The organism is Bradyrhizobium septentrionale, assembly GCF_011516645.4.
Lineage (GTDB): Bacteria > Pseudomonadota > Alphaproteobacteria > Rhizobiales > Xanthobacteraceae > Bradyrhizobium > Bradyrhizobium septentrionale.
Genome location: NZ_CP088285.1, coordinates 7,439,709 through 7,452,878, shown reverse-complemented (window position 1 = coordinate 7,452,878; position 13,170 = coordinate 7,439,709). Strand labels below are relative to the sequence as shown.

Here is a 13,170-nt window from a genome sequence, read left to right as displayed (position 1 = left end):
AAGGTGCGGACATCGGCGAAGGCGGCATCGGACGACATGGCGGGAATGCAGAAACGCGGGAAACCAGGCGCCGCCGAGCGGCGGCCGGCGGCGAAAACGGCGGCCGGCAAGGTTGCTGTAGGGACAGGATCGGCCGCAGACGCCCTGCTCACCACGCCCATCCCGCCGCCCGGCGAAGGCAAGCGCGGCGAACAGGGCTATCTCGCCTATCTGCTGCGCCAGGCGCACGCGGCCTCGCGGCTGTCGATGGAGCGCGCGCTCGCGCAGCTTGGCGTCACCTCGCCGCAATTCGTCGTGCTGACGATGCTGAAGGCCTATCCGGGGCTCTCAGGCGCCGATCTGGCGCGGGTGGCGTTTCTGACACCGCAGACCGTCAGCGTGATCATCCGCAACCTCGAACGCGACGGCGCGATCCGCAAGACGCCGCACCCCGTCCACGGCCGGGTGCTGCAATGGACGCTGACCAGCCATGGAACCGCGCTGCTGGAGAAATGCCGCCATATCGCCCAGGCGCAGGAGCGCCGACTCGCCGCCAGCCTTGACGGCAAGTCGGAACAAATTGTCCGCCAATGGCTGTCAAAAATCGCCACGGATTTGCAGGATAGCTAGTCCCTGCGGCGGCGTGGCTTTTGGCTCACCCGATCGGCGCCGCTACACTGGCCAGATGAAACAGCCTGATTCTTTGAAATCCCCTGCCCGCCGCGCCGTCCTGAAAGCGGGGCTCGCGGCAGGCGTCGTGCTGACCAATCCGCTCGGCGCACTGGCGGCTGCGCCGCCCGGCTTCGACCAATGGCGCGACAATTTCCGCGCTCGCGCACTGGCAAAGGGCATTTCGGAGGCGACCTGGAACCGCTGCATGGGGCGGGTCGAGCCCGACATGAGCGTGTTCAGGCAGATGCGCAACCAGCCTGAATTCCACGAGCAGATCTGGCAGTACATCAACCGCCGCGTCTCCGACTGGCGCATCATCCACGGCCGCGAGGCGCTCAGGAAGAACGAGGCGCTGTTCGGCCGGATCGAGCGCGACTTCGGCGTCGAGCGCGGCACGCTGCTCGCGCTGTGGGGCGTGGAATCCGCCTATGGCGATCCGCTGGTGCAGCAGAACCATATGACGCCGGTGTTTCCCTCGCTGGCGGCCCTCGCCTGGAACGAGCCGCGTCGCAAGGCCTACTGGGAGACCGAGCTGATCAACGCGATGAAGATCGTACAGCGCGGCTGGAGCACCCCGGAGGAGATGAACGGCTCGTGGGCCGGCGCGATGGGCCATTCGCAATGGATGCCGGAAGTCTGGCTCAATGTCGGCTTCGACTATGACGGCGACGGCAAGGTCTCGCCGTTCGGCCGTCCCGACGACGCGCTGGGCTCGACCGCAAAATACCTGGTCAATCGCGGCAAGTGGCACCGCGGCGAGCATTGGGGCTACGAGGTCCGCGCGGCGAGCGGCAGCGCCAGCGGCAGCCGCTCCTACGCGGCCTGGGCCAGCGCCGGCGTCGTCAGAGCCGACGGCCAGCCGTTTCCGCAGCCGAACGCGTCAGCCCAGCTCTGGATCCCGGTCGCCGGCGGCCCCGCCTTCCTGCTCGGGCCGAACTTCAATTCGGTGAAGAGCTACAATCCCTCGATGAACTACGCGCTGGCGATCTGCCATCTCGGCGACCGCTGTCTCGGCGGACCGCCCTTCATCCAGCCATTCCCCGGCTCCGAGCGCGCGCTGACGCTCGCCGAGGTGCAGGAGATGCAGACGCGCCTGACCAAGGCGGGCTTCGACACCGGCGGCACCGACGGCCGCGTCGGCAACGACACCATGAAGGCGATCAAGGACTATCAGGTCAAAATGGGCCTGTTGCCCGCCGATGGTTACGGCGGGCTGAAGGTGCTGGCGCGGCTGCGGCAAGGCGGCTAGCCCTCTGCCGTCACGGTGAGCTGCGTAGCCCGGGTGAGCAAAGCGATACCCGGGGGCCGCTTTCCCGCATGTCGCTTCGCTCATGCGGGCTACGACCGTATTAGCGGCTCGCTGGCTGCCGCACCACGCCGCCGGCGTTCATACCCCCGTCAATCACGAGCTCGCTGCCGGTGACGTAGCGCGACGCATCGGAGGCGAGATAGAGCACGCCCTGCGCGATCTCGATGGCCTGGCCGGCGCGGCCGAGCGGCGTGGCAAATTTCGCGCGCTCCTCGGGATCGATCGGCGCGTTCTGGCCGGCGCCCGTCGCGCCGGTCGGGATCTTGCCCCAGATCGGCGTGTCGATGATACCGGGATGCACCGAGTTGACGCGGATGCCGTCGTTCGCCTGCGCGCATTCCATCGCGATCGACTTGGCGAACAGCCGCACGGCGCCCTTGGTCGCGCTATAGCCGGAGAGGTTCGCCGCGCCACGCAGGCCGGCCAGCGACGACATCATGATGATGGAGCCGCCGCCATGCTTGCGCATCAGCGGCAGCGAATGCTTCACCGACAGGAACACGCCGTCAATATTGATGGCGGTCTGCCGGCGCCAGTCTGCGAGCGACATATCGACAATCGAGGGCGCGCCGATGCCGATGCCGGCATTGGAGACCATGATGTCGAGGCGGCCATAGCGCTTGCCGATGTCAGCGACGACCTCGATCCAGCGTTCCTCGCTGGTGACATCCTGCGGCAGAAAGATCACCTCGCGACCAGCCTTCTTGAGCCGCGCGGCGAGCTCCGGTCCCCGCAACTCGTCGATATCCGTCGCAACAACGGTCGCGCCTTCCTGCGCGAACAATTCAACGATGGCCTCGCCGATACCCGACGCGCCACCGGTCACCAGCGCGACCTTGCCCTCAACCTGTCCGGACATGTCCTCTCCCAACGCTTCTTATCGGATCACCGCCGGGCCCTGATCCGGCACCGCGACGTCGAGCACACGGAATTGCACACGTTCGGTACCTTGCCAACGGTCGACTGCGAGAGAGCCTGCCACGTGCAATTGCTGGCCGCGATTTTGCGTCAAGGCGCTGCCGAGCTTCTGTCCGACGGAACGGAATGCGATACCGTTGACGATCGAGCCGTCGCCGGATTTGAAGCGCAGCCGCAAATGCGCCTGCCCGACCTCGTCGGCATAGACCAGCTGATGCGACGGCAGCGCGATCACCGGCTCCGGATTGGCGCTGCCGAACGGACCTGCGCGATTGAGCGTCGCAGCGAACTCGGGCGTCACCGCCCGCGCGGTCACCGCACCGTCGATGAACAGCTCGTTCTCGTGACGCGAGTTGGCGACGTCTTCCGCCAGCGCGCTCTCCATGTAGGCGCGGAATTCGGCGAGATTCTCCTTGCGCAGCGTGACGCCGGCCGCCATCGCGTGCCCGCCGCCCTTCATCAGGAGCCCGTCGTGCACCGCCTGCCGCACCGCCTTGCCGAGATCGACGCCGCCGATCGAGCGGCCCGATCCGGTGCCGATGCCGCCCGGCTCGAGCGCGATCGCAAACGCCGGACGCGCGAACTTCTCCTTCAGCCGCGCGGCGACCAGCCCGACCACGCCGGGATGCCAGCCTTCGGCGGCGGTGACGATCACCGCGCCCTTGTCCTCGAGCCCGAGCGAGGCCAGCGCCTCGGCTTCGGCCTGCGCCTCGGCAGCCTGCTCGATCACACGCCGTTCGGCGTTGAGGCGGTCGAGCTCGGCCGCGATCCGCGCGGCCTCCGAGACATCGCCTTCGAGCAACAGCCGCACGCCGAGATCGGCGCGCCCGATGCGCCCGCCGGCATTGATGCGCGGCCCCAGCATGAAGCCGAGATGCCAGGACTCCGGCGGGCCGTTCAGCCGCGCCACATCCATCAGCGCGGTATGGCCGACATGGTCGCGGCGGCGCATCGCGATCAGGCCCTTGGCGACGAAGGCGCGGTTGAGCCCGATCAGGGGCGCGACGTCGGCGACGGTGCCGAGCGCGACATGATGCAGCATGCCGAGCAGGTCCGGCTCCGGCATCTCGCTGCTCCAGAAGCCGCGCTGGCGCAGCTCGCGATTGACCGCGACCAATGTCACCAGCACGAGCCCGACGGCCGCGAGGTGGCCGAGGCCCGAGAGATCGTCGGGCCGGTTCGGATTCACCAGCGCGTCGACCTCGGGCAGCTCATCGCCGGTCTGGTGATGATCGATCACCACCACCGACATTCCGAGCTTCTTCGCCTCCGCCAGCGGCTCGATGCTGGTGGTGCCGCAATCGACCGTGACCAGCAACGTCGCGCCCTTCGCCGCCAGCGCGCGGACGGCGTCGACGTTCGGCCCGTAGCCTTCGAAGATGCGGTCGGGAATGTGGATCAGCGGATCCAGCCCGCAATGGCGCAAATGCCAGGTCAGCAGCGCCGCCGAGGTCGCGCCGTCGACGTCATAGTCGCCGAAGATCGCGACCTTTTCGCCGCGCACCGCGGCATCCGCGATGCGCTTGGCGGCAAGCTCCATCTCGGTGACCGTGTGGGGATCCGGCATCAGCTTGCGGATGGTCGGGTCGAGGAAGTCGGCGACATCGTCGATCCCGACGTCGCGCCCCGCCAGCACGCGCGCCAGCATTTCCGGCAGATTGTGACGCTGCACCATCGCGAGCGCCCGCGCCGCCCCGCGCGCATCGAGCCGGTCGCGCCAGAGCTTTCCGGTCAACGACCGCGTCACGCCGAGGAACGCCGGCGGCGCCTCGACGGGCAATGCGGATGCGTGCAGTGTCATGATCCCTTCTGGAGCCAGAGCGATTTCGAGCGAAGCGGGCAGCGGTTCGCGTGAAGCAAACGCGTCAAAACAAATCTAGGGCTCCGGTTCCGCCCCAATCAGAACCGACGCTCCAGCCAGGAATCGTAGCGCTTCAGTGATTCGCAGACCAGTTCTAGCAGCCCATCCGGGTGGCGATTTCCCCGAAATCCTTGGCCACGATGTCCCATTCGCCGGTGGCTTCGAAATCGTATTTCTGCAGGGGTCCGTATTCGGCCGGCCGCGCCACGAAGGCGGTCTTGAGGCCATGCCTCTGTGCGTGCTTCAGATCGTAATTGTGCGCGGCGACCATCATCACCTGCTCCGGCGGCAGGCAGAGCAGTTTTGCGGCGCCCAGATAGGTTTCCGGATCGGGCTTGTAATGCTCGAACAGCTCGGCGGACATCACCAGATCCCACGGCAGGCCTGCGAACTTCGCCATGTTGGTGAGCAGCGCGACGTTGCCATTGGAGAGCGGTGAGATGATGTATTTGGTCTTCAGCCGGGTCAGGCCGGCGACGCTGTCGGGCCAGCCGTGCAGGCGATGCCAGCCCAGCGTCAGGTGCTGCAGGTCGGCCTCGGTCAACCCCTTGATGTCGAATTGCGCGACCAGCTTCTCCAACGAGCGGCGGTGCAGCACGTCGAGGATCACGTAGCCGTTCTGCGGGTTCTTGCGCACCTCGTCCATCGAGGCCGCATAGACCGCGCGCCAGCCATCGACCAGCGCGATCCAGTCGGCCTTGATGCCCCGCGTCTCGCCCCATTTGGTGAAGTCGTTGATCAGGCTGGTGCGCCAGTCGACGACCGTTCCGAACACATCGAACACCAGCGCCTTGACCCCGGAAAGATCGGACATGCTCGTCTCCCTTCTTCTTGTTGTTATTTATCCCGTCGTTCCGGGATGGTGCGTAAGCACCAGACCCGGAACCTCGAGATTCTCCGATGTGCAATTGCACATCTGAGGTTCGCATCTGACGATGCGCCCCGGAATGACCGCATCAATCCAGGTGGAACTTCTCCAGCTGCCGGTGCTCGGCCTTGATGTAGCGCACGGTGCCGGTGACCGAGCGCATCACGACCGTCTCGGTCTCGATCACGTCCTTCTTGAACTTCACGCCCGTGAGCAGCGAGCCGGTGGTAACGCCGGTGGCGGCGAACAGGCAGTCGCCCTTGGCCATGTCCTCGATGCCGTAGATCATCTTCGGATCGATGACGCCCATCTTGTGCGCGCGCTCGCGCTTCTCCTCGGTGTCGAGGATCAGGCGGCACTGCATCTGACCGCCGATGCAGCGCAGCGCGACCGCCGCCAGCACGCCCTCGGGCGCGCCGCCGGTGCCGATATACATGTCGACGCCGGTCTCATCGGGCTTAGCGCAATGAATGACGCCGGCGACGTCGCCGTCGGTGATCAGCTGCACGGCAGCGCCGGTGGAGCGCACGCTGTTGATGATGTCGGCATGGCGCGGACGGTCGAGCACCAGCACGTTGATGGCGGTGGGGTCGACGCCCTTGGCCTTGGCGAGGCGGCGGACATTGTCGGCCGGCGGCGCGTCGAGCTCGATCACGTTCTTGGCGTAGCCCGGACCGATCGCGATCTTCTGCATGTAGACGTCGGGCGCGTGCAGCAGCGTGCCGCCGTCGGCCATCGCCATGGTGGCGATCGAGCCCGGCATGTTCTTGGCGCACAGCGTGGTGCCTTCGAGCGGGTCGACCGCGATGTCGACCTTGGGACCGGCATTGAGGCCGACCTTCTCGCCGATGAACAGCATCGGCGCTTCGTCGCGCTCGCCCTCGCCGATCACGACCGTGCCCTCGATCGGCAGCTTGTTGAGCTCGCGCCGCATCGCGTCGACCGCGGCCTTGTCGGCGGCCTTTTCCTGGCCATGGCCGCGCAGCCGCGCGGCCGACACCGCCGCGCGCTCCGTCACCCGCACGATTTCGAGCGTCAGGATGCGCTCAAGCAACATTTGCGGCGGAACGGAAATATGGGTCGACATCAGCGTACTCCTTAAGCCTCGGGGACAGGCCAGCCTGCCCGCATCAATCGTCTCACGCCCGACCCGTTCAGGCCATGCGCTAGTTTTTCTCGATCCGGATCACCTGCGGCCGGCCGCTGATGACCTTATCGCGTTGCACTGCGGCCAGCGCGCGATGCACGGCATCTTCGCTGGTCGCATAGGTAATCAGAATGACCGGAACCGGTGAAGGTTTTTTGGCCGCACCGTTCACATCGACGCCATCCGGATGCCGCTGCACGATGGACTCCAGAGATATCTTCTGTTCCGCAAGCCGGGTGGCGATTGTTGCGGCAGTGCCTGCAAGATCGCGCGCCATCAGGCGGATATAATAACCACCCTCATGACGTTCCATCGGCGCCTTGGCGGTGTCGCGCAACCGCTCGACCGGGCGCCCGAACGGCTTGGCGCGGATGCCGCGGGCGACGTCGGCGATGTCGGCGACCACAGCCGAGGCGGTCGCGCCGCCACCGGCGCCCGGGCCGACCAGCGTGATCGGCGGAATGCCCTCGCCGTCGATCGCCACCGCATTGGTGACACCCATCACCTGTGCGATCGGGGACGATTTCGGCACCATGGTCGGATGCACGCGCTGCTCAATGCCCTTTGCCGTGCGCACGGCGACGCCGAGCAGCTTGACCCGGTAGCCGAGTTCCGCGGCCGCCTTAAGGTCTTCCGGCGTGATCGAGGAGATGCCCTCGACATAGACCGCGCTTTCCGCGACCTTGGTTCCGAAGGCGAGGCTCGCCAGGATCGCCAGCTTCTGCGCGGTATCGTGACCATCGACGTCGAACGACGGATTGGCTTCGGCATAGCCGAGACGCTGGGCGTCCTTCAGGCATTCTTCGAACGACAATCCCTCCTGCTCCATCCGGGTCAGGATGTAATTGCAGGTGCCGTTGAGGATGCCATAGACGCGGTTGACGCTGGTGCCGGCGAGGCCTTCGCGCAGCGTCTTGATGACCGGGATTGCCGCACCGACCGCCGCCTCGAAATTCAGCGCGCCGCCGTGCTTCTCGGCGGCTGTGGCGAGACGCAGGCCGTGCTTGGCGATCAGCGCCTTGTTGGCAGTGACGACCGATTTGCCGGCCTTCAGCGCCGTCTCGATCGCGGAGAGCGCCGGATCGCCGGCGCCGCCCATCAATTCGACGAAGCAGTCGATATTGGGATCCTCGGCCAGCGCCTCGGGGCTCTTCGCCCACGCGATGCCGCGCAGGTCGAGGCCGCGCTTCTTGGCTTTCGAGCGCGCCGTGACGGCGACGACGCGAATGCCGCGGCCGCTGCGCTCGGCCAGCGCGCGTCCTTGCGTTTCGATGAGGCGGACGACATCGGCACCGACGGTGCCGAGCCCCGCTATGCCCACGTTCAGGGGTGCGACCATGAGATTAAGCAACCTGGAAGGATTAGCGCCGGTTGGCGAGAGGAACGACGTTGTGCAACGTTTCGATGCCGCTTTCAAGGAAGCGGCGCACGCCGCGCGCGGCCTGCCGGATACGCTGCTCGTTCTCCACCATCGCGATCCGGACATAGCCCTCGCCGTGCTCGCCGAAGGCCACGCCGGGCGACACCACGACGCCGGATTTCTCCACCATCAGGGTTGCGAACTGCATGCTGCCGACCGCCTCGAACGCCTTGGGCAGCGGCGCCCAGGCGAACATTGAGGCCTGCGGCGGCGGAATGTCCCAGCCGGCGCGGCCAAACGACTCGACCAGCGCATCGCGGCGCTTGCGGTAGGTGTCGCGCATCTCGCGGATGCAGTCGTCAGGGCCGTTGAGCGCGGCGGTCGCCGCCACCTGGACCGGCGTGAAGGCGCCGTAATCGAGATAGGATTTGACCCGCGCAAGTGCGGCAATGATGCGCTCATTGCCGACCGCAAAGCCCATGCGCCAGCCGGCCATCGAGAACGTCTTCGACATCGAGGTGAACTCGACGGTGACGTCGATCGCGCCGGGCACCTGCAGCACCGATGGCGGCGGATTGTTCTCGTCGAAATAGACCTCGGCGTAGGCGAGATCGGACAGGATGAAGATGTCGTGCTTCTTCGCAAACGCGACGAGGTCCTTGTAGAAGTCGAGGTCCGCGACATAGGCGGTCGGGTTCGACGGATAGCAGACGATCAGCGCGATCGGCTTCGGGATCGAATGGATGATCGCCCGCTCGACCGCCTCGAAGAACTGCGGCGTCGGCTCCGACGGCACCGAGCGGATCACGCCGCCCGCCATCAGGAAGCCGAAGGCATGGATCGGGTAGCTCGGATTGGGGCACAGCACGACGTCGCCGGGCGCGGTGATCGCCTGCGCGACGTTGGCAAACCCCTCCTTCGAGCCGAGGGTGGCCACGACCTGGGTATCGGGGTTGAGCTTGACGCCGAAACGGCGGGCATAATAGGCCGCCTGGGCCTTGCGCAGGCCGTTGATGCCGCGCGAGGCCGAGTAGCGGTCGGTCCGCGGCTTGCCCAGCGTCTCCTTCAACTTCTCGATCACATGCGGCGGGGTCGGCAGGTCCGGGTTCCCCATGCCCATGTCGATGATGTCGGCCCCGGCGTTGCGCGCGGCCGCCTTGGCCTGGTTGACCTTCTCAAAGACGTAAGGCGGCAGACGGCGAATGCGGTAAAAATCTTCCATGGGACCCTTGCTCCGACAACCGCGATGCCAGAATCGACGCCCTTGGGATCGATGCCGAAGCCTGCTCGGGCTCTTACAGAAATCGCGCCAAATCAATAACTTAGAGCGAATTCAGGCGCACGATCTGAAGGCTGCGGCCGGATATGCGGTTGAATTGAGGTTCTTTTAGCACGGACACCGGGCGGCGCCAGCGCTGATCGGCCGCCTGGAACGCCTACTTCCCGCTCTGGGCTGTCGTCGCGCTTGGGGCCGCCGTCCCGCTCTGGGCCGCCGCCGACGCCTGGTGCTCGCGCGCGGCAATCAGCTCCTGCTCGATCTTGGCCTGATCCGCCGGCTTGATGGTCGGATCGGCGCGGTCGGGCGGAAGATCGTGGACCGGGAGGTAGCCGGTGGCATCCTTCGGCCGCGCCGGTGCGTCGGCCGGCATGGTCATATCGGCAATCGTGCTCGAGCAGCCGCTCAGCGCCGTCAACGACGCGAGCAGCGCTGCGGCAACGAGCGCCCTTTTCATCCAATCGATCGGCATGTGCCGAATTGTCCCCAACAAGCTAGCGCGCATGCCGCACGTTGCCGACACGGGTCGCACTGGTACGAGCCTTGGTACGAGCTTTGCAGCGTCCCCGCTGCGTTAATCCCGGCTTTAGCGTTTCAAACCATTGTCGCCCTAAACGCTTAAACCGTGAACAACTAAAGCGACCCCTGAGGCTTCAATATGTCAGAACAAAGAATTTTTTATCGCACTGCAGCAGAGCGAAACATTGGATTTTGACCGATTCCCGTTGCCGCACCGCGCGATGACGCCCTCCAAACCACGCGATATTGTCCCTCAGATGAGCAACGTCAGTACCGACACCCAGGCCACCCCGAAATTCAACGCCGAAGCCTTCGCCATGAACATCGCCCGGGCGATGGAGAGCAGCGGCCAGGCGCTTGCAGCCTATCTCAAGCCGCGCCAGACCGGGGAAGTCCGCGACAAGCCGCCGAATGAGCTCGGTGAGGTCATCAAGACCTTCAGCGTGATCGCCGAATACTGGCTGTCCGACAAGGAGCGCGCCTCGTCGCTGCAGATGCAGCTCGGCAAGGACTACCTCGATCTCTGGGGCGCGGCAGTGCGCCGCATGGCCGGCGAAGCCGATGCCAAGCCCGCGATCGCGCCGGCCCCCCGCGACAAGCGGTTCCAGGATCCGGAGTGGAAGTCGAACCAGTTTTTCGACTTCATCCTGCAGCTCTATCTGCTGACCGCGAAATGGGCGCAGCAACTGGTTCGCGACGCCGACGGGATCGATCCGCATACCCGCAAGAAGGCGGAGTTCTATGTCCAGCAGATCAGCAACGCGCTGGCGCCGTCAAATTTCGTGCTGACCAATCCGGAGGTGCTGCGCGCCACCGTCGAGAGCAACGGCGACAATCTGGTGCGCGGCATGAAGATGCTGGCCGAGGATATCGAGGCCGGCCACGGCACGCTGCGGATCCGCCAGTCCGATTCGGCCAATCTCGAGGTCGGCGTCAACATGGCGACGACGCCGGGCAAGGTGATCTACCAGAACGAGCTGATGCAGCTGATCCAGTATTCGCCGGCGACCGAGAACGTGCTGCGTACGCCGCTCCTGATCGTGCCGCCCTGGATCAACAAGTTCTACATCCTCGATCTGCGCCCTGAGAAATCCTACATCAAATGGTGCGTCGACCAGGGTATCACGGTGTTCGTGATCTCCTGGGTCAATCCGGACAAGGAACTCGGCAAGAAGACCTGGGCCGACTACATGACCGGAGGCCCGCTCACCGCGATGGACGTGATCGAGAAGGCCACCGGCGAGCTGAAGGTGCACACCGCCGGCTATTGCGTCGGCGGCACCCTGCTCGCCTCGACGCTCGCCTACCTCGCCGAGAAGCGCCGCCAGCGCGTGACGTCGGCGACGTTCTTTGCCGCGCAGGTCGACTTCAGCCACGCCGGCGACCTCCTGGTGTTCGTCGACGAGGACCAGATCTCGGCGCTGGAACGCGACATGCAGGAGTCCGGCGTGCTCGAGGGCAGCAAGATGGCGATGGCCTTCAACATGCTGCGCTCGAACGACCTGATCTGGTCGTATGTCGTGAACAACTATTTGAAGGGCCAGTCGCCCTCCTCGTTCGACCTGCTGCACTGGAATTCGGATGCGACCCGGATGCCGTCGTCGAACCACTCCTACTATCTGCGCAACTGCTATCTGGAGAACCGGCTGTCGACCGGCACCATGGTGCTCGACAACACGCTGCTCGATCTATCGAAGGTGAAGGTGCCGGTCTACAACCTCGCCGCACGCGAGGATCACATCGCGCCGGCGGAATCGGTGCTGTACGGTTCGCAGTTCTTCGGCGGCCCGGTGAAATATGTGCTGTCCGGCTCCGGCCATATCGCCGGCGTGGTCAATCCGCCGGCGTCGAAGAAGTACCAGTACTGGACCAACGACAACATCAAGGACATCAAGCTCGCCGACTGGCTGAAGGGCGCCGAGGAGCACAAGGGCTCGTGGTGGCCCGATTGGCGCGGCTGGCTGGAGAGCCATGATCCTGAGACGGTGCCGGCGCGCACGGTCGGGATGCCGGCGCTCGAGGACGCCCCGGGCAGCTATGTCCGTGTCCGCGCGTAGCGCGCGGTCTCCCGCTCAGCTATAAACAGACGATCCCGACGGTCGGGAATCGAATTGACGTGAGGGGGAGACGATGACGCGCGAACTGTTCTGGCTGTCGCTGACGGTGATCCTGACCGGGCTGCTCTGGGTTCCCTACATCATCAACCGCTGCCAGGTGCGCGGCCTCTCCGGCGCGATGGGCAATCCCTCGCGCAACGACAAGCCGCACGCCGAATGGGCGAACCGGCTGATGTTCGCGCACGACAACGCGGTCGAGAACCTCGTGATCTTCGCGCCGCTGGTCCTCATCCTCAACGCGGCCGACTATTCCACCAAATGGACCGTGCTCGCCTGCGCCGTCTATTTCTGGGCCCGCGTTGCGCATCTGGTCGTGTACACGCTCGGGCTGCCGGTGTTCCGCACCCTGGCCTTCACGGTCGGCTTCATCGCGCAGGCGGTGCTGGCGCTTGCGATCTTCAAGATCGTCTGAGCAGCAAATCCGCGCCGGCCGCGGTGCGGAAGCACGATGAAGTCATCGCGCTTCAACTCTTTTCTTGAGCATGATCGCTTCGGAAAACCGCTTCACACTTTTCCGGATCATGCTCGAGCCGCGCCGGCGCTATTCCTTAAGCCCTTGCGCACGACGATATGCAGCATCGTCGCGGGCGCCTCGTCAAAACTCTTGACCTCGCTGGTGTCGGACGAGACTTGCGTCCACGCCCCTGACGATGCGTAGGTCGCCGCCAGCCAGTCGGCGGCGGGGTAATTGTAGTAGCGGCCGATGCTGTCGCGGCCATCGCCATGGCCGATCTTGTAGCTCGCGTAGAAGATGCCGCCGGATTTCAGCGCCCGGTGGATGCGGCCGATGATGCCGGCCAGTTCGTCGCGCGGCACGTGCAGCAGGCACGCGCTGGCCCAGACGCCGTCATAGACGTCCAGATCGTCGAGCTGATCGAACAGCATCGCCTCGACCGGATGATTGATGCGGCGCGCCGCGACCTCGGCCATCTCGGGCGAACCGTCGGTCGCACGCAGCACAAAGCCTTCGGCGAGCATCACCGCGGCATGATTGCCGGCGCCGCAGCCGAGTTCGAGGATCGCGCCGCCCGGCGGAAGCAAAGCGAGAAAGCCCTTGAGCCGGGCGGACGGTGCTTTCGCCCACCCGGCATAGGCCTCGGCATTGCGCCGGTAGAATTGCAGCGTGGCGTCGTCCACGATGCGC

12 protein-coding genes are annotated in these 13,170 nt (G+C 65.6%); 4 read left to right on the top strand and 8 right to left on the bottom strand.

The features are described 5' to 3' along the window. Positions 1-36 precede the first annotated feature (36 nt). A complete protein-coding gene (locus HAP48_RS37160) occupies positions 37-609 on the top strand; it encodes a MarR family winged helix-turn-helix transcriptional regulator (protein WP_166215510.1) in 573 nt (190 codons plus the stop codon). Positions 610-664: 55 nt separating this feature from the next. Continuing rightward, entirely contained in the window at positions 665-1,900 is a 1,236-nt protein-coding gene (locus HAP48_RS37155; RefSeq protein WP_166204744.1) for a lytic murein transglycosylase, read from the top strand. A gap of 100 nt (positions 1,901-2,000) precedes the next feature. On the opposite strand, the gene HAP48_RS37150 is transcribed toward HAP48_RS37155, so the two are convergent. From HAP48_RS37150 to HAP48_RS37120, 7 genes are all read right to left on the bottom strand, one after another. Then, on the bottom strand, positions 2,001-2,819 hold the full coding sequence (locus tag HAP48_RS37150; RefSeq protein ID WP_166204742.1) for an SDR family NAD(P)-dependent oxidoreductase: 819 nt from the start codon (positions 2,817-2,819) through the stop codon (positions 2,001-2,003). A gap of 18 nt (positions 2,820-2,837) precedes the next feature. Further along, complete coding sequence (gene recJ, locus HAP48_RS37145) at positions 2,838-4,679, bottom strand: single-stranded-DNA-specific exonuclease RecJ (RefSeq protein ID WP_166204740.1); 1,842 nt, start codon at positions 4,677-4,679, stop codon at positions 2,838-2,840. Positions 4,680-4,833: 154 nt separating this feature from the next. Further along, a complete protein-coding gene (locus tag HAP48_RS37140; protein WP_166204738.1) occupies positions 4,834-5,553 on the bottom strand; it encodes a haloacid dehalogenase type II in 720 nt (239 codons plus the stop codon). A 142-nt stretch (positions 5,554-5,695) separates the two neighbouring features. Then, complete coding sequence (gene glpX / locus HAP48_RS37135; protein WP_029083354.1) at positions 5,696-6,694, bottom strand: class II fructose-bisphosphatase; 999 nt, start codon at positions 6,692-6,694, stop codon at positions 5,696-5,698. A gap of 79 nt (positions 6,695-6,773) precedes the next feature. Then, complete coding sequence (locus HAP48_RS37130) at positions 6,774-8,093, bottom strand: homoserine dehydrogenase (RefSeq protein WP_166204736.1); 1,320 nt, start codon at positions 8,091-8,093, stop codon at positions 6,774-6,776. 22 nt (positions 8,094-8,115) lie between these two features. Next, complete coding sequence (locus HAP48_RS37125) at positions 8,116-9,336, bottom strand: LL-diaminopimelate aminotransferase (RefSeq protein ID WP_016842955.1); 1,221 nt, start codon at positions 9,334-9,336, stop codon at positions 8,116-8,118. Between the two features lie 214 nt (positions 9,337-9,550). Further along, positions 9,551-9,862: a hypothetical protein gene (locus HAP48_RS37120; protein ID WP_166204734.1), complete on the bottom strand. Its 312-nt coding sequence runs from the start codon at positions 9,860-9,862 to the stop codon at positions 9,551-9,553. Between the two features lie 304 nt (positions 9,863-10,166). Between HAP48_RS37120 and HAP48_RS37115 the strand changes: the two genes are divergently transcribed. Both HAP48_RS37115 and HAP48_RS37110 read left to right on the top strand, forming a co-directional pair. Continuing rightward, positions 10,167-11,966: a PHA/PHB synthase family protein gene (locus tag HAP48_RS37115; protein ID WP_176399244.1), complete on the top strand. Its 1,800-nt coding sequence runs from the start codon at positions 10,167-10,169 to the stop codon at positions 11,964-11,966. Positions 11,967-12,039: 73 nt separating this feature from the next. Beyond that, entirely contained in the window at positions 12,040-12,438 is a 399-nt protein-coding gene (locus HAP48_RS37110; protein ID WP_029083359.1) for an MAPEG family protein, read from the top strand. A gap of 107 nt (positions 12,439-12,545) precedes the next feature. Here HAP48_RS37110 and HAP48_RS37105 read toward each other — a convergent pair whose 3' ends face one another. Next, positions 12,546-13,163 (bottom strand): class I SAM-dependent methyltransferase, encoded by a 618-nt coding sequence (locus tag HAP48_RS37105; RefSeq protein WP_166204732.1) that lies wholly within the window; start codon positions 13,161-13,163, stop codon positions 12,546-12,548. Between the last annotated feature and the right edge of the window lie 7 nt (positions 13,164-13,170).

Bases quoted from the DNA above. Each gene is read 5' to 3' on its own strand.
- HAP48_RS37160 (WP_166215510.1), top strand. From the start codon at position 37: ATGGCGGGAATGCAGAAACGCGGGAAACCAGGCGCCGCCGAGCGGCGG.
- HAP48_RS37150 (WP_166204742.1), bottom strand. From the start codon at position 2,819: ATGTCCGGACAGGTTGAGGGCAAGGTCGCGCTGGTGACCGGTGGCGCG.
- HAP48_RS37115 (WP_176399244.1), top strand. From the start codon at position 10,167: ATGAGCAACGTCAGTACCGACACCCAGGCCACCCCGAAATTCAACGCC.
- HAP48_RS37125 (WP_016842955.1), bottom strand. From the start codon at position 9,336: ATGGAAGATTTTTACCGCATTCGCCGTCTGCCGCCTTACGTCTTTGAG.
- HAP48_RS37110 (WP_029083359.1), top strand. From the start codon at position 12,040: ATGACGCGCGAACTGTTCTGGCTGTCGCTGACGGTGATCCTGACCGGG.
- HAP48_RS37130 (WP_166204736.1), bottom strand. From the start codon at position 8,093: ATGGTCGCACCCCTGAACGTGGGCATAGCGGGGCTCGGCACCGTCGGT.
- HAP48_RS37120 (WP_166204734.1), bottom strand. From the start codon at position 9,862: ATGCCGATCGATTGGATGAAAAGGGCGCTCGTTGCCGCAGCGCTGCTC.
- glpX (WP_029083354.1), bottom strand. From the start codon at position 6,694: ATGTCGACCCATATTTCCGTTCCGCCGCAAATGTTGCTTGAGCGCATC.
- HAP48_RS37155 (WP_166204744.1), top strand. From the start codon at position 665: ATGAAACAGCCTGATTCTTTGAAATCCCCTGCCCGCCGCGCCGTCCTG.
- recJ (WP_166204740.1), bottom strand. From the start codon at position 4,679: ATGACACTGCACGCATCCGCATTGCCCGTCGAGGCGCCGCCGGCGTTC.
- HAP48_RS37140 (WP_166204738.1), bottom strand. From the start codon at position 5,553: ATGTCCGATCTTTCCGGGGTCAAGGCGCTGGTGTTCGATGTGTTCGGA.